The sequence below is a fragment of the Pseudomonas sp. S06B 330 genome, from assembly GCF_002845275.2.
Classification (GTDB): domain Bacteria; phylum Pseudomonadota; class Gammaproteobacteria; order Pseudomonadales; family Pseudomonadaceae; genus Aquipseudomonas.
In genome coordinates, this window is record NZ_CP088149.1 from 3,255,266 (window position 1) to 3,278,525 (window position 23,260).

Sequence of the window (23,260 nt, forward strand, 5' to 3'; positions counted from 1 at the left end):
TGAAACAACAGTCAGAAAACACCCAATAATTTATATTCATTACAATGATCGGAAGATGTACATCTTGGCAGTTGCACGCATATCTTCACTTCACGTCCAGTTGATCTAAATCCATCGCCGATGTGCTCGACGACAGTTCAACCATGGCACGGAAAAATGCACCATCACCCCGATTGGGCAACCGTAATGGATACAGCTGATCCGTCAGCACACACGCCCGCCCTGGTAAGGTGGACGTGTGTGCCACAGGCGCTGCTGTATGCCTTCTCACCAACGTGGCTGGCCAGAAACCGGCTCAGCGAACCATATGCAAGTAATGCAAATGCCGTTCGTACTGATCGAGAATGTCGCCAATCACATCCTCACGGCTCCAGCCCATGATGTCGTAATCCTGACCGCCTTCGCGCAGGTGCACTTCGGCGCGGAAATACTTGCGCGCATCACTGTTGTCATCACGTTCCTGCAGCACGAAGCTGGGCATCACGAAAGCCCGTGGCCGTACTTCATAAAGGAAGCGCCCTTCCCCGGCGTGATCCAACTCCAGGGTGATGCGCCCATCGTCCTGCTCTTGAAGGGTCACCTCATACCCCTGCTTGCGCAGCTCCCCAGCCACTTCCTCACAGGCAGGCTTGACCACTTCACCGATAAAGCGCGTCACGTGCGAGCGCTTTGGCATCATGGCGATATTACGCAGGCGTCGCTGCCAGCCACCGAACGAATGGGCGGCGTGACGCGGCGACGGGAGCGCCTGGTAACGCAAGCCTTGACGTGTGGCATCCAGGTTCAGAGCACGGAACAGACCCCAGATCGACGCCAGGAGAATGATCGAGAACGGCAGTGCACTGGCAATGGTCGCGGTTTGCAAAGCCTTCAACCCATTGGCCAGCAACAATGCTACCGCTACCACACCGATGCTCACTGACCAGAAGATGCGCTGCCACAAGGGCGAGTGGTCATGCCCGGTGGAGGCCAACATATCCACCACCAGCGCGCCGGAATCGGCGGAGGTAATAAAGAACACCACCACCATCAGCACCGCGACCATCGACACCACGCTGGACATCGGAAAGTGTTCGAGGAAGGCGAACAACGCCAATGAGCTGTCCTGCCCCACCACTACGGCCAAATCCTTAACGCCTTCGTTGAGGATCATGTGCAACGCCGAATCGCCGAACACAGTCATCCACAACAGGGTGAAGCCGGCCGGCACGAAGAGCACGCCGCAAATGAACTCGCGAATGGTCCGTCCGCGAGAGATGCGTGCGATGAACAACCCAACGAAGGGCGACCAGGACAGCCACCAGCCCCAATACAACAGGGTCCAGCCGCCGATCCAGTCAGTGGGCTCATAGGCGTAGAGGTTGAAGGTCTTATTGACGATCTCAGAGAGATACGCGCCAGTGTTCTGCACATAAGCCTGGAGCAAGAACACCGTGGGCCCGAGCACCAACACAAACAGCATGAGTACCAGCGCCAGTACCAGGTTGAGCTCCGACAGTATCCGCACACCGCGGTCCAGGCCACTGGCAACCGACAGCGTGGCCAGGCCACACGTGACCGTGATGAGAATGATCTGCACCGTGGTATTAATCGGCACCCCGAACAACTGGTGAAAGCCGCTGTTGATTTGCAGCACGCCATAGCCCAGTGAGGTGGCCACGCCGAACACCGTGCCGATGATCGCGAATACATCCACCGCGTGGCCTATCGGGCCGTAGATACGTTCACCGATCAGCGGGTACAGCGCCGAGCGCAGGGTCAGTGGCAAGCCCTTGCGGAAACTGAAGTACGCCAGGATCAAGCCGACGATCGCGTAGATCGCCCAAGCGTGCAGCCCCCAATGGAAGAAGGTGATCTTCATCGCCTCACGGGCGGCCTGCACGGTACCCGATTCACCCACCGGCGGGCTGGTGAAGTGCATGACCGGCTCGGCAACCCCGAAGAACATCAAGCCGATGCCCATCCCTGCGGAAAACAGCATGGCGAACCAGCTGCGACTGCGGTACTCCGGCTCGCTGTGGTCGGGGCCAAGCTTGATGTCGCCGTACCGGCTGATCGCCAGGAACACTGCGCTGATCAGGATCAACGCCACGGCCAGGATGTAAAACCAGCTGGCGTTGGTGATGATCCACTGCTGGATATGGTTGAACTGGGATTGCGCCTGTGCCTGAAAAGCCACGGCATAGAACACCAGTAACAAAATGAGTACGGCGCTGGTGTAGAACACCGGTGGATTGAGGGTGCTCCTTGGCTTGGTAGGGTTTTCCATCAGGTGGCTCTCTCCATTGCAACACTAAGCTTGAGCAAGCATCCGGTGGCACCGGACAATCACGCGTCTGCACAGCGTAGCTCACCGGGCCTTGAGCAAAGCACCGGGCGCAGTTGCCTGAAGGCCACAGGATCAACTCGCTACATAAACGATGATTGGCCCGCACACCGCCAGCAGCACATTGGAAATGGCGTAGCAAACGGTGAACCCAATCACAGGCGTGTTGCTCCCGGATTGTTCAATGATCTTGTTCATCGACGCCGCCTCGGTCTGGGCCCCGGCCAGCGCGCCGAACAGCACCATCGGGTGCAAGCGCAGAACATAACGCCCGAAATACAGCGACACCAGCGGTGGCAACAAGGTCACCACCACCCCGGAAATCAGCAAGGCAACCCCTTGGCTCTGCATCGCGCTGATAGCGGCGGGACCTGCCAGCAGGCCCACCACGGCACCGAAGGCAGTAAGCCCGAACTCTGAAAACGCCCACTGCGCCGCGGCCGGCAAGGCGCCTACCTCTGGGTGGCGGGAGTTGTACCAGCCAATCAACAGCGCAACCAACAACACTCCACCGCCCACACCCAGCTCGATGGGAATCATGCCGATATGCGTCGATAGCATGCCGACCAGCGCACCAACGACCATGCCCAGGCTGTGCACGGCAATATCGCTTTTGTAACTGTGCTCGCGAATACGCCCCAGTTGTTGCGCCAGCGCGACAATGCTTGAGGTGCGCCCGGTCAGTGAGATGACATCCCCTTTGCGCAGCACGGTGTTGGGCAGCATCGGCAACTCCAGCCCCTGGCGGGTGATGGTGTTGACAAAGCACCCCAAACGCTCCGAGCCCACCAGTGCGGACTTGATTTCATGCACCGTCTTACCGGCCAAGGTGTCGCTGGTCAGCACCACGTCGGCGCTGCGAGTGGGAAACGACAGCGATTGCGCGTGGTCGATCTCCGGGCCAAGCCATTGCGCCAGCACGCCAACGTCTTCCCGCAGGGCATAGACGCCGACGATATCGCCGCTTTGCAGGACTAAACCAGTGTCACGTTCAAGAACCAGGTCGCCGCGTACCACACGCTCGATGGTGATGTTGGCGTGACGGCGCTCAAACTCGGCGATCGCCATGCCATTGGCGCTGTCTGCCACGCGATGGGCACGCACCACGATGCGGGTATAGGGAATAGTGATGATGTCTTCGTTGCTGGCGATGCCTAACTCCAGTTCCAACTCACGGGCAGATGCGCGCAAGTCCACACCCAACAGCTTCGGCGCAATGGTGCCAACGAACACAATCAGGCCAATGGTGCCGAACAGGTAGGTGATGGCATAGGCAATTGCCATATGACTGTAGAGCTGATTCTTGGCCGCATCATCAAGGGGCAACTGGGCGATGGCGCTGCTCGCAGTCCCCATGATTGCGGTATCCGTCAGGGCGCCCGCGCCTAATCCTGCAGTAAAGCCTGCATCGAAGTGATACACCGCGTTCATCATCAAGATCGCGCCCAACGCCGTGGCACACAGCACCACCGAAAACAGCACCAGCTTCAGGCTGCTGCGGTTCAGGCAACTGAAGAACTCTGGGCCGCTTTTGAAGCCAACGGCATAGATGAACAGCACAAAAAACACTGACTTGAGCGTTTGCGGCACCTCAAGGCCGATCTGGCCAATGATCAAGCCCATCAGCAAGGCCCCGGCTACCGAGCCCAAATGGAAACTGCCCAGCTGAATCCGGCCGATCAGCACCCCCGAGGCAATGGCCAGGAACACCGCAATCTCGGGGTTGGAGCGCAACGCATGAAGCACGAAGTCGATCATTGCTCGACACCTTTTTCGCTTGGAGCCTGCGCGGGTGCGGTAAACCAACGCTCCTTGGGTACGCGTTTCTCCTGCTCGGGATCGCCCAGGTAGTGCGGCGACATGATCTGCACACCGTACTCATTGAACACATCCTGAATGTTGGCATGCAGCAAGGTCAGCAACTCGGCACGTGGCCGTGGTTCGCTGGGTACTGCCTGGGCGACCAGGCGGTACTCCGGATAGAAGTCTGAGAGCGCCGTCTGAAAGACTTGCGGGCTGGGGGTCTGCAAGATCCCGGCAGTGCGTTGCGCAGCCTCCAGCAACATCGCCTCGACCTGACGCCATGGGGTGTCGTAGCCAATGGTCACCACGGTATCCACCACATAACCGGCCCCCTGCACCACCCGCGAGTAGTTCTTGGTCACCGCGCCAGTAATCATTGAATTGGGGATGGTCAGTACCTCCCCCAACCCGGTACGGATACTGGTGGTGAACATGCCCAGCTCGGTCACGGTGCCTTCATGCTCACCAATGCGCACAAACTCGCCGGGGCGCAAGGTGCGTGTGTACGTCAGGATCAAGCCAGCAGCGGCCTGGCCCACAACACTGGAGGCGCCGAGCGAGATCATCAGACCGATCAGTACTGACAACCCCTTGAACGCCTCGGTGCCAGCGCCAGGCAAGTACGGATAGGCCATTGCCAAGGCAAATAGCCAGATTGCCAACGAGGTCAGGCGGGTGGTCGGCTGCAGGGTCTCGTGGTTCAGCCAGGTAATGGTCCCGGGCTTGGCCAAGCGCTCCAGCACGCGTTTGCTGAAAGCGCTGATGCCGCGGGCGATGAAGAAGATCATCAGGGCAATGACCAACCCCGGTATGGCGCTGACGATGGCATCAAGGACGTAGCGCAACAGTTCCAGCAAGTAATGATCGAGGCTTTCCCCCCAGGGCCGGGTATAAGGAAAGCGCTGCAAGACGAAGGTCAGCCATTCATAGGTGAGAAGCAACACAATCGACCAGTACAACAACGCCAGCAAACGCCTGATCAGCGGAAACAGGTTGCTGCTGTCCAGCAGCGGGGTTTCGCCGACTTTAAGCACATCGTGGTGTCGCCGTATGCGCTTGGGCAGCCAGGACAGCAGTTTGCGCCGGACAAAGCCTGCCAGGCGCACCAAAGCGATATACAGCAACGTGGCCACCGCACTCAGCCCCCCTGCGGTGACCAGAAATCGCACGCTGCGAGCTTGTTGGGACTCATTCACGACCTTTTCCAGGTGCTGGCCGGCTTGCGCTGCAGCCTCGGCAACTGAGAGGTCTTGGCCTGCATCCTTGGGCGTTACGATGAACGCTCGGCGTTCGCCGATCAGCACCAGGTAGCTGTCTTGAATGGTATCCAGGCGCACCAAGGGATCTTCAGTACCGTCGAGGGTTTCGTTGATCACCGTCTGCGCACGTTGGGCACGTGCGGCGGGGGTTTCGCCGAGCAAAGTGGCCTGAAAGGTAATAATGCTGCGATTGGCAATCTTCAGCTCGGCCGGTGGGGCCGTCACCTCCGGCGAATCTTGCGCGGCAAACACAGGGAAGTGAAAAGCAGCCCACAACAGGAAAAAAACGCGCACATACCAGCGCTTCACCCAACTCTCCATGACTCTTGCTCCAGCCAGATTCCCTTGTCAGGGCACAACCGTCGTCTGCGGCACATTCGTGGCCAGTGACTGCATCGCACCTGCCGCTCGCGTTGAGCAGGCAACGTCAGGATAGACCGGGTTCTACGCTTGTACCTGCAGTTTGCAATCGACTGTAGAACCGCTCCTCAGCACGGCCCTACAAGGCTAAAAAAAACGACTAGGCTGTTTTTGATACCCAACAACGCCAGCCCTTTCCCTAATCAGCATCTGAGGGACTGACCGCTGTGTGGCGATGCCCCTGATGGCCTGCCCTCTTCCAGGGCTCAGAGTGATGATGTGGACATGACGACCCAGCCCCGTTCTGCAGTGCCTACCGCGTTCAAACCCCAGCGCCAAGCGCTGGCCCTGGAACCGCGCATCTTGTTTGACGGCGCTGCCGCCACGGCGGCGGCCGACCAGCAGCACCAAGACGGCAGCGACAACGCCGATGCCAATACCGCCCACGCGACCCCCGCTGAAGCCCGCAGTGAACCCAGCCAGCAACCCTCTGCTGCCCGGCACCTGTTGGTCCTCGATAGCCGCATCGAAGGCCGCGAGCAGCTCACCGCCAAGCTGCCCGGCAATGTCGATGTGCTGGTGGTAGAAGCGGATGAAGATGGCTTGGCGGCGATTTCCACTGCCTTGGCGCAACTGGGGCAGGTCGATTCGATCCAGATCCTCTCCCACGGCGCCGCAGGCGAGTTCACCCTCGGCAAGACTACCCTGAGCGCCGACACTATCGAGCAGTTTTCCCAACCGCTGAGTCAATGGAGCCAATCCCTGAGCGAGGGCGCGGACATCCAACTGTATGGCTGCAACGTTGGTGCAGGCAGCGATGGACGCACCCTGGTCGATGAACTGTCACGCTTGACCGGCGCCGATGTTGGCGCCTCCAATGACAATACCGGCAGCGCCCGCGTCGGGGGCGACTGGACCCTGGAAGTCACCCGTGGCGTACTGGACAAGCCCGTTGCACTAACCGCCACCGCCATGGCCGGTTATGACCGCCTGCTGGCGGCCGGGCCCAATACCGACCTGTCCGGCGGCGCTAACGTTCTGATCGGCGATACCTTCAGCTTTACCGTGACCTTCACCAACAGCACCAGTGACACCGGCTATGCGCCGTTTGTCGACCTGTTCTTCCCCGCCACGGGCAAGGACGGCGCCGGCTCGCAAACCGATGATGGCGTCACCTTCGTATCCGCCACTTACCTGGGCCAGGCGCTGAATGCGCATGTCCTGACCTTCGATGCCAATGGCCGCGCCAGTCACCCCTTGGCCGTCGGCAGCGATGGCAAGCCGCTGGTGATCAATGCCGCCGATTTCGGCATGCGCGCGGGTGATCAGATGGTGGTCCTGGAGCTACCCTTTGCCAGTGTCAGCCAGGGTCAGCCACCAATCGCCATCCAGGTAACGGCAAGCCTGAGTAACCTGGCCGACACCGATTTTTCCTTTTCCGGCTCGACCCCAGACCTGACCATCCGTGCCCGTAGCGGCTTTCAGTACGGCAACGACTCGCTGAACAATCCGGCCACCGACCCGAGCATCCTGGAGCCTGCGGCCAACGCCGACAGCTATCGGGTGCATCCGACGGTGATCACCGTCGATCAAGTGGTCACCACCCCGGAAGGTGAAACGGCAACCGGCCCCAACTTCAAGCGCGACCTCGACGTCACCCTCACCCCCGCCGATGAGCAGACCCTGACCGACGTCGTGATCAAGCAACCGGTGCCGGACAATGTCATCGTCACCGCCATTACCCCTGGCGGGGGCGGCACGCTGACCTCCATTACCCTCTACGATGGCCGCGCCGTCACCAATCCGGCGCTGATCCAGGCGATCCTCGCGCAAAACAACGACGGCAACCTTAGCAACGATCTCTACATCCGCGAGTTCAGTGTCCGCTACCCGACTATCAGTGGCCCGACCAGCACCAATGTGCAATTCTTCGTGCCCGAAGACGATGCCGACGGTGTGCCGGTGATCAACCCGGTGAGCGGCAATGACGTCACCATTACCTTCGATGGTCCCAGCGCCACCGGCAGCTGGCAGCCACTGGACCCACGCGATGCCGCCAGCGGCCAGATCGACTTCAGCGGCCAGGGCCAGGATGTCAGTTTCGTCGCCAAGTCGATTACCCTGCAAAAGCAGGTCACCGTCACGGTTGACGGCGGCAGTGCCGGCATCAGCCCAGGGGACACGCTGACCTACGACCTGAGGATCGCCCTGTCCGATTACTTCACCTTTGGCGAGACGTTTCTGGGCGGTGGCAACTTCGTCATCGCCGACGGATTGAGCGACGGCCAGACCTTGGTGACGGGCAGCCCCACCCTGACCCTGACGGTCAACGGCGTGACCCAGAGCATTACCCTGGTCCGCAGCAGCGTGGTCAATAGCGACGGCAGTACCTCGATAGTCTTCGACATTGGCCAGTCGTTGCGTAATGCCTTCGCCGTGCGTTCCTGGCTCAATGGTGACCTGGCCTTCGATGACGTGCTCCAGGGTGCGACCCTCGCGGTGATCAGCTACCAGGCGCGGGTCGCTCAAAGCTATACGCCACCAGCGGGGAACCCCCACAGTGAAATCAACGAAGGCGATCCGCTGGGTAACCAGGCCACCGTCACCGCCACCGTGCTGCTGGACCCGCTGAACCTCAGCGGTCAAGACCAGAGCGACGGCTCCAGTACCCTCTCGCGCATCCCCAACAGCCAAGTGCAGATCGACCTCGCCGACCTCAATGGCAACGGTGCACCTGCGCCTGGCACGGAACTGCGTCCCGGCGACAGCGTCACGTTCCGCCTGAGCTATGACCTGATAACCGGCGACTACGAGAACTTCAAGCTCACCGCTTACTTGCCTTTGCCACTGTTCGACCTCAGCGGCCTGGACCTCAACAGCATCTGGCGCCTGGCCACGGGTAACACCAACCCCAACAGCCCCACCTCCGTCACCCTTGGCCCAGGTAACTCGCTGGTGTTCACCTTCGCCGACTACGTCAACCCTGGGATCAATGGCAGCCGGATCGCGATAGACTTCACCCTGACCGTCAGCGACCAGCCGTTCGCCGACCAACGTGCCTTCAACGTGCTGGGCGAATCCAACCAGACCCGCACCTTGGACAAGAGCGTTCTGCAAACCACCGATGACGTGACTCTGATCGCTTCGGTCGCCGAACCGGTCCTGAGCATCAGCCATGGCGTGGTGTCCACCAACCACGGCACAGTGACCGGCACCACTGGCAGCTGGAACCCGCCAGGCGGCACCGGCATCCCCTTCAACGGCAGCATCACCGATATCAGTGCCGTCAACGGCAATGTCAGCGGTATCGATGCCAATGATCGCCTGCGACTGGCAACCGCCATCGAGAACAGCGGCGGCGGCAACGCCTTTGACGTCAGCACGCGCATCACCCTGCCCCAGGGCCTCTCATTTGTGGGCGGCAGCCTGTCGACGGCCAACCTGCTGATCTATCGTGGTGACGGCACGCGCCTGATCGCCGGCACTCACTACACCGTGAACAACGCCACCAATACCATCACCTTCATCGACGGCGCCGGTGTCGGCGCCTTGCTTGCTGGTCGTCCCGGCACTGTCGCCGATACCAGCGGTGCCAACCTTGTGGTGATTACCTATGAGGTCAACGTCGCGTCCGCCATTGCCGCCAGCAGAACCCTGCAGAGCACCGCGCAACTGACGGGCTACGCCAGTGTCGAAGGCGGACAGAACTTCCTCGGGGCGACACCCTTGAGCGACCTAGCCAGCCAGCAGGTCGCCGCTCCGACGATCACCAAGACCTATGCCGGCGGAAGCCTCGACAACAGTGACTCAAGCGCCAGCCATACCACCGGGGCAAACCTGGTGGTGGGCGAAAGCATGCTCTATGACATCGTCGTCACCCTGCCCGAAGGCACCACGCAGACCTTGCGCATCGATGACCTGATTCCGCCCGGCATGCGCCTGGATACCAGCTTCAACAATCAAGGCTATCTGCTGATCACCACCGCCGGTGGTGTACTGGCGCAAAACTTCGGCGGCACGGTCACCATTGGCAGCCTCACCGCACCGTCAGGCACGTTGGGCGCTGACGGTGTTGACGCGCGGTTTACCTTTACCGTCTCCACCACCACCGGTGACAACAACACCGCCAACAACAGCTTCGTCATTCGCCTGCGCCTGGTGGCCAGCAACGTGACCAGCAACCAGACCAGCGCCGTTCGCCTGAATGATGCCACCCTCACCTACAGCGACCCTGACGGTGATACGCCCAACGGCAGCACGCCGATCAACCGTGACGTAGCGGTTACGGGAAGCAAGCCCAGCGTGACCATTCAGGAACCCACCTTGCAACTGGGCCAGCAATTGATCACCCCACCAGGGATCGGCTTCGACCAAGGTGACCCGCTTGAATACACCATCACCCTCACTAACGGCTCAGCCGGTAGCGACTACGATGCCTACGACATCGCCTTCAGCAGCCAGCTGCCAACCGAACTGGACCAACTGACCCTGGTCAGCGTGATCTACACCGTCAATGGCGTCAGCACCAACATCACTGGCAGCTTCAGCCTTGACCCGAGCGGCCGCACCCTGGTCAACAGTGGCAATGTCGACATCGCCAAAGGCGGCAGCGTGGTCATCCGTGTGTCTGGCGTGGTCAATGCCACTGGCGCCTCGGTGGCGCAATTCGACAACCTTGCCCAAGTGCGCTGGACCAGCCTCAATGGCAACAGCAGCGCAGGTGCCGATCCAGCTGGCGAGCGCACAGGCCAGGATGGCCCACTCAACGGTGGCACCCTCAACGACTACCGCCGTGACAGCGTGCTGATCATCCCGGTCGCCCAGGGCATCAAGTTTTCCCGGGTCGGCGGCCTGCCCGACACCAGCGCCCCCAACCCGACCAATGCCCTGCAAGAGACGGCGGCCATCGGTGAAATCATCCGTTACCGCGCCACGGTGTTGGTGCCCGAAGGCAATAACCCCAATTACCAGCTGGTGATTACCCTGGGTCAAGGCCTGACCCTGGCGGACCTGAGCACGATGCGCATCGGTTTTGTCTCCGACGGCGGCCTGGTCACCAGCCTGAGTGACCTGATCACCAGCGGCACCTTGCAGATCATCGGCAACGAGGACAGCCCCGAAGCCCAGTTCATCACCCCGGACCTTTCCGGCGCGGCGCCCACCGGGGTACTCAACTCGGCTTACGTGCAACTGAGTACCGATGCCAACGGCAACCAGATCATCACCCTCAACCTGGGCAATATCACCAACGGCGCCTTTGGCGGCGGTAACGATGGCAACGATGACGACCTTGAAGGCATCGTGGTGGAGTTCAGTGCCAGGGTCGACAACCGGGTCGAGAACCAGGCCGGCGATGTCCTCGGCGCCACGGTTCAGGATCGGGTAAACGGTGTTACCCGCGCCACCAGCAACACCTTGAGCGAACGTATCGTCGAAGCTGGTTTTACCGGCCTGAACAAACAGGTCACCGACTTCAGCCCCAATCCGGGCACCACCCTGGGCAGCGCAACGGTCAGCGTCAGCTTTACCGCCAGTGGTGGCCTGCCGGCCTATGACGTGCACCTGACTGACGGTTTCCCGACCGGCAGTAACTACAACCTGATCAGCATTACCATTGACGGCACCACCTACGGTCCGGGCAACCTGCCGGCTGGGGTGACCTTCAGCACCAGTGGCGGCCTGAGTGTGGACATTGCACGGGTCGACATCGGCTCCCAGGTCCGCGTGCTGTACTCGGTCAGCGTCCCCAATGGCACAGCCATCGCCAGCAGCGATGCCAGCTTGAGCTGGAGCAGCCTGCCAGAGACGTTCACCAGTTGGGGTGGCTCAGCCGTAGGAGCCGACAGCAGCGCCAGCGGCGAGCGCACGGGGGCCAACGGCCCTGGTCCGGATGCCAGCACCCTGAACAACTATGTGCTGCGCGAAGGTGCGGGCCTGGGGATCATCAGTGGCACGCTTTGGAACGATACCGGCACTGCCGCCACAGCGCCTAACGACGCCACCCCGGATGTGGATCCGGTACCCGGCACACCTGGCTATGAACTGGCCGTACCCAACCAGACAATCAACCTGATCTGGGCGGGTACTGATGGCATCCTCGGCAATGCTGACGACAAAACCTTCAGCACTACCACCGACAGCAATGGCCGCTTTACGTTTGGCGTGTTGCCCTCTGGTCTGTACCGCCTGGACGCCCCCACCACGGTCAACAGCATCGCCCAGTTCGGCGAGTTGCGCCTGCGCATAGACACGGACGCAGGCACACTCGGCCAGGTGGGCGTGACCCTGGGCGAAGGCAGCACTGCGCAGGCCAACTCAGGGTATGTCGAACTCAATGACGCGCCAGTCAACAGTCTGCCCGGGCTGCAGAGCGGCCTGGAGGATGTACCGCTGGCAATCCCCGGCATCCGCGTCAGCGACATCGATGCCGAGCGCGATCCGGACGTCAATGGCCGCGCGATCCAGGTCACCCTCACGGTCACCCACGGCACCCTGTCGCTGACCGGAACTACCAGCAGCGTCACAGTCGGTGGCAACGGCACAGCAACGCTGGTGCTACTGGGCCGAATCGCCGACATCAATGCGGCGTTGGCCGGTCTGAGCTACCTTGGCAACCTGAACTTCAACGGCAATGACTTTCTTCAAGTCACCACCACTGACCAGGGCAACTACGGCGATTTCGATGGTAACGGCGTACCTGGGCAGGCGACCGATGCGCGCACCGACCTAGACGTTCTGGTGATCAACCTCACCCCAGTCAATGATCGGCCAGCGGCCGTGAATGACAATGCGACTGCGGTCGAAGCTGGCGGTACCGATAACCGCCTGGAGGGTGTGGACCCACGGGGTAATCTTCTCGATAACGACACCGATGTCGACATAGCCACCAATGGCGACTTCCTCAACGTGGTCTCGGTGACTTCACCGCTGGGCGTGGTGGTATCGGTGCCGGTGGTCGGCTCGGTGGAGGTCATTGGCCGCTACGGCAAGCTGGTGATCCAGGCCAATGGCGCCTATCAGTACATCGTCGATAACAACAACGCCGAAATCCAGGCACTGCGCCTGGCGGGCGATCAGTTGACCGAGGCCTTCAACTACACCGTTTCCGACATCGGCCTGGGCGGCGCACCGTTGCAGTCCAGTGCCACCTTGAACGTGTTGATCCAGGGTGCCAACGATGCCCCGGACGCGGCAAATGATACCGCCACCGCCATTGAACAAGGCGGCGTCAACAACACCGACAATGGCAACCCCAATGACACCCCGCCCAGTGGCTTCCCGATTGACGGGGTCAACCCGACGGGCAACGTGCTGACTAACGACAATGATGTCGATGGCGGTGAGCGCGCAACCGATCCGATCGATTACGGTGAGACCCAGGCGGTTACTGGCGTGCGGCCCTTGCGTGAAGCAGCCAGTGGGCCGTTGACCGTCGTGCCTGCCGGTGGGTCGATCAGCGTCACCGGCACCTACGGCACCCTGACAATTGCTTCCGATGGCACCTATACCTACGTCATCGACAACAGCAACACTGCCGTGCAGCGCCTGGGCCCGAATGACACCCTGACCGAGTACTTCAGTTACCAGGTCACCGATCAGCTCGGTCTGAACGACCTGGCCGAGCTGCGTATCACCGTGGTCGGCAACTACGACAACCCGGTGGCCAGTGACGACCAGGCGTCCGCTCAGGCCGGGGTCAGCAACGCCGATCCGGAAAGCAATCCGGTCGGCAACGTCATCCTGTTTCCCAGCCGCCCGGGGCCGGTCAACCAGCCCGGTGGCACCGGCGTCGACCTGGATGTCGACCGCGCCGACCGTCCGAGCTCAGTGCTCAAGGTCAACGGCATCCGCAATGGCCCAGAGCTAGCCGGCGGCGCCTTGACCACGGTGGGCACTGGCGCGGTAATCGTCCAGGCAAATTTCGCCCAGTTCGACAACGGCGATCCCGTAGGCAGTTCAGTGAGTTACGGCACACTGACCATCAACCCCGACGGTTCATTCAATTTCGACGTCAACAGTGACAACCCTGAAATCGTCGCCTTGGCGCGTGGCGCGACGATGAACGTCATCTTTACCTACCAGGTCGTCGACTCAGCTGGGCTTACCGACACCGCGCAACTGGTTATTGTGGTGCGCGGCGCCAACAACCCGCCGCACGCGCAGGACGCCGTGGCGCTGGCCACCGAAAAAGGCGGGGCCAACAACACTGCACCCGGCGTCGACCCCGGCGTACCTCCGGGCCCAGGGCGGCAAGTCACCTTTGTCGACCCTGATGGGGACCCGGTCAGCGTAACCGCCGTGCGCACCGGCCGTGAGACTGACACCGGCACCGCCGGGGTCGTCGGCAGCGCGCTCAACGGCAGCTATGGCGCACTGACGATCAACGCCGATGGCACCTACCGCTATGTGGTCGACAACGATAACCTCGAGGTCGACGCCCTGCGCGGACCGGATGATCTGTTGGTCGAAGTTTTCACCTATCGGGTCACCGACGCCGATGGTGAGTTCGATGATGCCCAGATCATCATCGTCATTCGTGGCCAGAACGATAACCCGGTGGCCGACAATGACGAGGCCGAGGCGGTAGAGGCTGGTGGCGTCAACAACGCCAGCGGTGGGAGTGACCCGAGCGGTAATGTGCTCAATGATGACACCGATGTTGATGGCGGTGCCGGCGACCCGATCGACTATGGCGAAACCAAAGCGGTGAGCGCGGTACGTACGGGTGCCGTTGAGGGTGCTGGGACTGCCGGCACCCTGGGAAGCGAATTGCGCGGCACCTATGGTTGGCTGACCCTCAATGCCGATGGCAGTTACAGCTATCGCCTGGACAACAACCTGGCGGCGGTGCAGGCCCTGCGACCGGGCAATACACTAATCGAAACCTTCAATTACACCGTGGTCGATACCGCAGGCGCCACCGACATCGCGCTGTTGACCATCACCATTCGCGGCAGCAACGATGCGCCGGTGGCCAACAACGACAACGCCATCGCCGTCGAGGCCGGCGGCTTGAACAACACCACTGCTGGCACTAACCCAAGCGGCAACGTGCTCAGCAACGACACCGATGTCGACCGTTTTGGTGAAACCCTGACGGTGACTGGCGTGCGTCAGGGACTGAGCATCGGCAGCATCGGCAACAGCTTTGCCGGCGAGTACGGCAGCCTGACGCTCAATGCCGATGGCAGCTACAGCTACCAGGTCGACAACTCAGATCCTCTGGTACAAGCCCTGCGCAGGGCCAGCGATACCTTGCGCGAGACCTTCACCTACACCATTCGCGATTTGACTGGAGCTATCAGCACCGCCACCTTGACCATCACCATTCATGGGCGCAACGACAACCCGATAGCCGTCAACGACAGCGCGGTGGCTGTCGAAGCCGGTGGCACCAACAATGGGACTGCCGGTGTCGCCCCTACCGGTAACCTGTTGAGCAATGACCGCGATGTCGATGCGGGAGACACCAAGTCCGACAATGGCATTCGTATCGGCGGCATCCTTGCCGGCGGCACCTTTGTTACGGTCAACGGTAGCCAGATCATACGCGGCACCTACGGCACTCTGACGGTGTTCTCCAACGGTGATTACCGCTATCTGGTCAACAATGACCTGGCTGCCGTCCAGGCGCTCAAGCCCGGTAATACCTTGCAAGAGCTGTTTACCTACCGCATGCGTGACGCCGCTGGTGCCCTCGGTGTGGCGCAATTGACCCTGACCATCGAGGGGGCCTGGGATGCGCCGGTAGCGCGCAACGACATCGATCTGGGCGTCGCCGACAATGGCGATGGCCTGGTCCTCAACCCCAGCGGCAACGTGCTGCCCAACGACAGCGACGTCGACCAGGGTGACCAACTTACGGTCACTGGTATCCGTACCGGCGCTGAAAGCGGCACTGGCGTTGCCGGCACCGTTGGCAATGTTTTGATCGGCCAATACGGCACCCTGGTGATCAATGCCGATGGCAGCTACACCTACACCATCGACACCTCTAATCCGGCGGTATTGGCTCTGGACCTGTTGCAGACTGTGGTTGATCGCTTCACCTACGAAGTCACTGATCGTGGCGGGCTCAGCGATCTTGCCCAGCTGTCGATCGTCATCATCGGCCGCAACGACGCCCCTCATGGTACTGATGACAGTGCCACGGCTGTCGAGGCCGGTGGCTTGAACAATGCCACGCCGGGCCTGAACCCCAGCGGCAATGTTCTGAACAACGACGGTGACCTGGAAAACGACACCCTGAGCGTTTCGACGATCCGCACCGGCAGCGAAGCCGGCAGTGGTATCGCCGGCACTCTGGGCACCAGCCTGCGCGGGCTGTATGGCAACCTGGTAATGAACGCCGATGGCAGTTGGACCTACACCGTCGACAACAGCCTGGCAGCCGTTCAGGCCTTGCGCACCAGTGGCCAGGTGCTGGTGGACACCTTCACCTACACGGTGGTCGACCCGCATCAGGCCGATGACACTGCACAATTACGCATTACCATCGACGGCCGCAACGATACGCCGATTGCCGTCGATGATGGCAGCATCGCGGTCGAGGCCGGCGGCGTCGGTAACAACACCCCAGGCGTGAACCCTACCGGCAATGTTCTGGACAACGACACTGACGTCGACAGCCCGGCCCTGGGTGAAACCCGTCAGGTGTTGTCAGTGACCAGTGAAACCGGCACCGTCGCCCTCGCCGGCCAGACGCTGGCGGGGCGTTATGGCCAGTTGGTGCTCAATGCCAATGGCAGCTATCAATACGTATTGGACAACAACAATCCTGTGGTCCAGGCCCTGCGCACAGCAGGACAAACCCTGCGCGAAGTTTTCACCTACCGCATGCGCGACACCACCGGCGCCGAATCTGTAGCACGCTTGAATGTGGTGATTCAGGGGGCCAATGATGCGCCGCTTGCCCGTGACGACAGCAACGTCGCCAGTGATCAGGTGTCGGCCCCGCAATCGGTTGGCAACGTACTGCCCAATGACAGTGATGTCGATGGCGGTGAGCAGCTCAGTGTCAGCGCTATTCGTACCGGCGCCGAAGCAGGCAGTGGCGCGGCGGGGGCTGTCGGCCAGCCATTGGCCGGGCGCTACGGCACCCTGGTGATCAACACCGATGGCAGCTACACCTACACCATCGACCAGAACAATCCTGAGGTGCTGGCCGCCGCAGGGTTGGGGCAAGTTCTACAGGATGTATTCACCTATACCCTCAGCGACCGCGCGGGCGCCACTGACCTCGCCCAGTTGACCATTACGCTGGACATCGCCGCGCCGTTCATTCCCGCCCCCGGTGGCCCGTTCTTCGACCGCGACGTCAACGACCCGCTGCAGAATCTGCCGTTGCCCGACGTTGATCCGGCGGTATTCGTTGGCCCGGTGGTGGAACGTGAAAGCCGTCTCCTCGAACTCTCCAGCTGGCAGGCCGATGGCAGCAACCTGAGCTACGGCCGTACCCCCGAGATTCTCAGCGAAACCCTGAACCAGCGCCTTGGCTTGATCCAGGGGCAGTTCGTCGCCGGGGCGGTGCGCGGCAGCCGTCTGGCCAGTGAAGGGGACATGGCCTGGATCCTCGGCCGTCAGTCGCGCATCAACCTCAGCGCTGATGGCTTGCTCCCCGACCCTTCCGTCTTTGCCACCGACTCCGCGCACATGACCGAGGGTGATGCCCAGTTACCACCGCCCTCAGAGGCACGCGTTGCATCTGGCTTTCGCGCTCAGCTACGGGAAGCTGCCGAACGCCTGCGCGCTATGGATAACCGTACCCGCGAATAAACAAGGACCCAGGACAGACCATGCCAAGACTGCCCCAGACGTTGCTCAGTTCGGCCATCGCCTCCACCCTGTTGTTGGCCGCGTGCTCGGCGACCAAGCCGCAGCCCTACAGCGAGGATGAAGCCCGCCAGCGGATTATCCACGACCAGACCCAGATGTATGCCAATCAAGAGCCTGTCAGCAAACCCATCACCTTCTACGAAGCTGCGGCGCGGGCCCTGAAGTACAACCTCGACTACCGCCTCAAATTGATGGAGAGCGCACTGGCCAGTGACCTGCGCGACGTTTCCAGCCACGAGATGCTGCCGCGTCTGGTCGCGTCGGCCGGTTATGCCGGGCGCAACAACGACTCCGGCGGTACCTCCATCGGTATTGAGGACCGCCAGGAAAGCTTGCGTGCCTCCACTTCCGAAGAGCGCTATCGCGAGCTCTATGGGCTGGGTTTGAGCTGGAGCCTGCTGGATTTTGGTGTGGCCTACTTCCGCACCCAACAGAAAACCGACCAGATCCTCATGGCCGAGGAACGTCGACGCAAAGTGGCGCAGAACGTTCTGCAGGATGTGCGCAATGCCTATTGGCGCGCGCTCAGCGCCCAACGCCTGATGCCCCATGTCGACCGTCTGCTGGTGCGCACCCATCAAGCCCTGCTCTCGGCACGCCAGGCCGAGAGCAAGGGCTTGTTGCCGCGCCAGGAGATCCTCGCCTACCAGCGTGCCCTGCTCGACTCCATTTACCTGCTGACCGTGCGACGTCAGGATCTGGAGTTTGCTCGCGCCGAACTGTCGGCGCTGATGTCGCTGCCACCGGGCTCACGCATGGTGCTGGCCGATGAGGTCGAACCGAGCCTGCCGCACATGGCGCAGAACATCGACCAGCTTGAGCAGCTATCGCTGAAGAACCGCCCGGAAATCATGGAAGAGTGGTATCGCAAACGGGTCAACGAGAATGATCTGAAGATCGCCAAAGCCCAGCTGTGGCCCAATGTAAGCCTGGATTTCGGCTACAAGTACGACTCCAACAAATACCTCTACAACAGCGATTGGACCGATACCAGCCTGCAGGTGTCGATGAACTTGTTACGTCTGCTTCAGTTGCCCTCGCTCAACCGCGCGGCCGAATCCCAGACGCAGACCGACGACATGCGCCGGGTGGCGTTGTCCATGGCGATTCTGACCCAGGTGCGGGTCGGCACCTTGCGGTATCAGTTGGCCCGTCAGGAAGTCGAATTTGCCGACCAGAGCCTGCAGGTAGACCAGAGCTTGTTGAACTACGCTGAAGCAGCACGAACCACTTCCTATGGCTCAGAGCTGGAGGTGATTCGCGCCGAAGGCCGTTACCTGCTCTCGCGTTACCAGCGCGAGGCTGCCTACTCCAGTGCCCAGGCGGCCTGGGGGCGGCTGTACAACTCAGTGGGCCTGGACACCCTGCCCAAGGAAATTGAAAAGCACGACATCCAGACCCTGGCTCGGGAAATCCAACGGACCCTGGATGATCAGGAACGCAGCAACCTTCTTGTCAGCACGCAAGGAACGCCGAATGCCATACAGCCCTGAGCGCCGTTTGCTCGCCGTGATACTGTCCCTGTTGCTTACCCCAGCCCTGGCCGCTGACAGCGAGCCGGTCGTTAACCCCGACCAACCCGGCACCATCCGCGTACTGTTGGTGGCAAGCCTGGAAACCACCCTTTCCAGTCAAATGAGTGGCACCCTCGGCGAGTTCAACGCGGCGCTTGGTCAGACCGTGGCCAAGGGCGCCGTGCTGGCCCGCTTCAACTGCGCCGAAGCCCAGGCACGCGCACGGGTTGCCGCCGCAGAACTGACCATGGCCCGGCAGAACCTCGACGCCAAGCGCAACCTGCGCAAACTCGATGCCGTCGGTGACCTGGAAGTGGCCATGGCCAACACCGAACTGCAAAAAGCCGACGGTGCCCGTGCCCTGGCCCAGGCGCAGAGTGGCTACTGCGTGGTGCAAGCACCGTTTGCCGGGCGTGTCGCCAAGGTCCATGCCAAACCATTCCAGACTGTGGCAGGCGGTACGCCGCTGTTCGACCTGGTCAGTGATGGCGCGCTGAAAGTGCGCCTGAACGTACCTTCGAACCTGTTACCGCAGCTCAAGGACAACCAGGCACTGGAGGTCGATATCCTCGAAACCGGCAAGGTCTACCCTGCGCGTGTCAGCGCCATCAATGCCCGGGTCGACGCCGTCGCCCAAACCGTGGAGCTGGAAGCCCGGCTGGACGCCGCCCATCCAGAGCTGATCGCCGGCATGAGTGGTACCGCCCGCTTCCCCCGCGCCAATGACTGAGCCGCTACCGCACCCGCAGCTGCTGCTGGCCATCGCAGCCCTGCGCGACCGCGCCCTGGCCACCGACTCGCTCAATGCCTTGGGTTTCTCGATCGCCAATGACCCTTACCCGCTGTTGCAGTATCACCAGGCGCTAGTGTTCCAACAACAGGGCCAGAGCCTGGAGCTGCTCTGCGTGTCGGGCCTGGCCCGTCCCACTGAAGATTCGCCCTACCTGGTCTGGCTGCAGCGTGCGGTGCACTGGATTGCAACCCAGCTGGAAAACGATCAAGCGTACTGGCTGGCGCGGGACGCTGTGACCCCACCAGCGGACATCGAAGAAGGTTGGGCCGAATGGTGGCCACATGGCCTGTGGTGTATTCCATTACATGATCGCGACGGCAAGCGCCTGGGCCTGGTGCTGTTCCTGCTCGATGCCGCGCCAGCGCAATCACTGCAACCCTTGTTCGAAGGCTTATGGCGAACTTGGGCTCACTGCTGGGCGGGCTTTACCAAGCAACGTCGACTGACCCGCTGGCGGCCGAGCAAGCGTCAATTGCTGCTGACCTTGGCAGTGCTGGTCGCCTTATTGCTGGTACCCGTCAGGCAGACCGCGCTGGCGCCGGCCGAGATTGTCTCGCGCCAGACGATGATCATCAGCTCGCCGATTGATGGCGTGATCCAGAGCATGCACGTGCGCCCCAATCAGCCGGTGGAAAAAGGCACACCGCTGTTCAGTCTCGATGAAACCACCCTGAACAGCCGCGCCGATGTCCTCAGCAAGGAAGTGGCGGTGGCCGATGCTGAACTCATGGCTGCCAGCCAGCGGGCGTTCGACAACTCCCAAAGCAAAAGCGAATTGACCCTGTTGAATGGCCGGGTACAACAACGTCGAGCGGAACTCGCGGCGGTCAAAGCACAATTGCAGCGCACTCAAGTGCGCGCGCCGCGGGCCGGTGTGGCGGTCTATAGTGATCCCAATGACTGGCTGGGCAAACCGGTTTCCACTGGCGAACGTATTGTGTTGATCGCCGACCCCAAGCAACCGGCCATGCTGATCCAGTTACCGGTGGCCGATGCCATTGCCCTGGAGCCGGGCGCCGAAGTCACCTTATTCCTCACCGCCTACCCCTTGACCCCACTGAAGGGGCAAGTGCTGGAAACCAGTTACCAGGCGCAGGCCAGCGAAGAAGGCGTGGTCGCTTACCGCCTGCTCGCCAGCATTGACGGCCAACCTGAACATGCACGCCTTGGCCTGCACGGCACCGCGCGCCTGTTCGGCGAACGTGTGGTATTGGGCTACTACCTGCTGCGCAGGCCTTTTGCCGCGCTGCGGGCATGGAGTGGATTATGATCGCCAATCCGGCCGAGTTGTCGCCACCGCCGCTGCGCGACGACCTGCGCTTGCTGGAGACCGCGCCGGACAGCAATGGCGAACCGGCTTGGGTGATTCACGATACCGTGCTCAACCGTTTCTTTCGTATCGGCTGGCTCGAGTTCGAGTGCCTGTTGCGCTGGGAGCGCACGCCCACTGAAATCTGCAAGGCCATCCATGCCGAAACACCGCTGCGCCCGGACGTCGAACAAATCGTCGAATTTCGCCAGTTCCTGGAAAACCATCAACTCGTGCGCCCCGGTCACGAAGCCTTGGCCCGACTGGCTGCGCGCAGCCAGGACAATGCATGGCTAAGCTGGCGCTGGTGGCTGCACCACTACCTATTCTTTCGCGTGCCGCTGCTGCGCCCGCAACAACATTTGCAGCGGCTGGCACAGAAACTTGACTGGCTGTTCCAGCCCCTGACCGGCATCGTTGTGTTGCTGCTGGGGATCACAGGTGTGCTCCTGGTCCTGCAGCAGTGGGATACCTTCACCACGGCTGTGGTCGAGTCGTTTTCTGCCTCCGGCCTGGTCAGCTTCGCCATCGCGCTGGCACTGGCCAAGACCCTGCACGAGCTCGGCCATGCCCTGGTGGCTACCCGCCTGGGGCTGCGCGTGGGCCACATGGGCATCGCCTTCGTAGTGATGTGGCCGATGCTCTACACCGATACCGGCGAGAGCTGGAAACTGCGCAGTTCCAGACAGCGCCTGGTGATCGCTTCAGCGGGCATCATCACCGAACTGGCCTTGGCCGGCCTTGCCACTCTCGGCTGGGCTTTGTCGGACCCTGGGCCATTACGCAACGCCCTGCTCTACCTGGCCACCACCAGCTGGGTGCTGTCCCTGGCACTCAACGCCAGCCCTTTCATGCGCTTTGACGGCTACTTCATTCTCTCCGACCTGCTCGACTTCCCCAATTTGCACGAACGCTCCTCGGCGTTGGCGCGCGTCACCCTGCGCCGGGTGCTGCTGGGCCTGGACGAAGAGTGGCCAGAGTCATTCCCTGCCAACAAGCGTCGGGCGCTGGTGGCGTTCGCAATGGTCACCTGGGTCTATCGCCTGGTGCTGTTCCTGGGAATTGCCGTGGCGGTGTACCTGCTGTTCTTCAAGCTACTGGGGATTTTCCTGTTTGCCGTGGAAGTTGCCTGGTTCATCGTCATGCCGGTGTGGCGTGAGCTCAAGTACTGGTGGAGCCACCGCGAAGGCATCAGCAGAAAACACCGGCAGCGCTGGTGGCTGGTCGCCGGATTGGTACTGCTGCTGTTGGCCGTACCCTGGCGCACCCAGGTCCAGGCCTTGGGCGTGGCCCGTGCCGAGCATCAATTGCGGGTCTTCGCCCCCTACCCGGCCCGCCTGCAGGCCCTGCATCCAGCTGGTTCAGTAACAGCAGGCGCAGCCCTGGTGACCCTCGATGAACCGGATATCGCGTCACGTTTATCCAGCAGCGAGGCCAGTGCCAAAAGTTATCAGGCCCGGCTCGGCGGGCTGATCGCTGACCCCGCAGGCGCTGACCAGGCCATTGCTACCCGTCAGCGCCTCAACGTGCAGTTCGAAGAAGCACGTGCCGCACGCTCGGAAATCGCCCGTTTGACCTTGCAGGCACCGTTCAGCGGCCAATGGTTGGACCTGGACCCGAGCAGGCAACCCGGCCAGTGGATCAACAGCCGCGAGGCCATTGGCATCCTCGTCGACCCCAGCCGTTGGCAAGTGGATGCCTATGTCGACCAGGATGAGGTGCAACACTTGGTACAAGGCGCCGCAGTGCGCTTCTACCCCGAAGGGCAACCCACCCCCATCAACGGCAAAGTGCTGGCCATCGGCAGTACCCGAGTCAGTCAGTTGCACCACGCCATGCTCGCATCACGATTCGGCGGGCCATTGACGGTTGCCAGTCGCGGCAAGGAACTGCTGCCAACACCGCCGTTGTTTCATGTTCTGGTCCAGCTCGACGGGGCCCCGCCAGCCCTGCGTGAAACTCGTGGCAGGTTGCAGATAACCGGTGAGCGCCGCAGCTTGCTGGGCGAGGGATTTATCCATGTCGCGGCGGTGCTTCTGCGTGAGAGCGGCTTCTGAGGCA

The 23,260-nt window shown here is 61.5% G+C and carries 8 protein-coding genes; 5 read left to right on the plus strand and 3 right to left on the minus strand.

Annotated features, from left to right (window positions below):
* Positions 1-295 precede the first annotated feature (295 nt).
* The 3 genes from CX511_RS14515 to CX511_RS14525 form a co-directional block, all read right to left on the minus strand.
* Positions 296-2,269 carry a BCCT family transporter gene (locus tag CX511_RS14515; RefSeq protein WP_045186048.1) on the minus strand — a complete coding sequence of 658 codons (1,974 nt, stop codon included), beginning with the start codon at positions 2,267-2,269 and terminating at the stop codon, positions 296-298.
* A gap of 132 nt (positions 2,270-2,401) precedes the next feature.
* Positions 2,402-4,084, minus strand: coding sequence for an aspartate-alanine antiporter (gene aspT / locus CX511_RS14520; RefSeq protein WP_045186046.1), 1,683 nt, complete (start codon positions 4,082-4,084; stop codon positions 2,402-2,404).
* The gene (locus CX511_RS14525; RefSeq protein ID WP_045186044.1) at positions 4,081-5,709 is read right to left on the minus strand and encodes a mechanosensitive ion channel family protein; all 1,629 of its coding nucleotides are present in this window, start codon (positions 5,707-5,709) and stop codon (positions 4,081-4,083) included. Before CX511_RS14525 ends, aspT begins: the two co-directional genes overlap by 4 nt.
* A 324-nt stretch (positions 5,710-6,033) precedes the next feature.
* On the opposite strand from CX511_RS14525, the gene CX511_RS14530 reads away from it, so the two are divergent.
* From CX511_RS14530 to CX511_RS14550, 5 genes are read left to right on the plus strand one after another with little or no spacing between them, the layout of a single operon-like run.
* On the plus strand, positions 6,034-17,523 hold the full coding sequence (locus tag CX511_RS14530) for a cadherin-like domain-containing protein (protein WP_101292290.1): 11,490 nt from the start codon (positions 6,034-6,036) through the stop codon (positions 17,521-17,523).
* Between the two features lie 20 nt (positions 17,524-17,543).
* The gene (locus CX511_RS14535; RefSeq protein ID WP_045186040.1) at positions 17,544-19,076 is read left to right on the plus strand and encodes a TolC family protein; all 1,533 of its coding nucleotides are present in this window, start codon (positions 17,544-17,546) and stop codon (positions 19,074-19,076) included.
* Positions 19,060-19,827, plus strand: coding sequence for an efflux RND transporter periplasmic adaptor subunit (locus tag CX511_RS14540; protein ID WP_101292289.1), 768 nt, complete (start codon positions 19,060-19,062; stop codon positions 19,825-19,827). Before CX511_RS14535 ends, CX511_RS14540 begins: the two co-directional genes overlap by 17 nt.
* Entirely contained in the window at positions 19,820-21,160 is a 1,341-nt protein-coding gene (locus tag CX511_RS14545; protein WP_045186036.1) for an efflux RND transporter periplasmic adaptor subunit, read from the plus strand. The genes CX511_RS14540 and CX511_RS14545 overlap by 8 nt, the downstream gene beginning before the upstream one ends.
* On the plus strand, positions 21,160-23,256 hold the full coding sequence (locus CX511_RS14550) for a site-2 protease family protein (protein WP_045186153.1): 2,097 nt from the start codon (positions 21,160-21,162) through the stop codon (positions 23,254-23,256). The genes CX511_RS14545 and CX511_RS14550 overlap by 1 nt, the downstream gene beginning before the upstream one ends.
* The last annotated feature ends 4 nt before the right edge of the window (positions 23,257-23,260 follow it).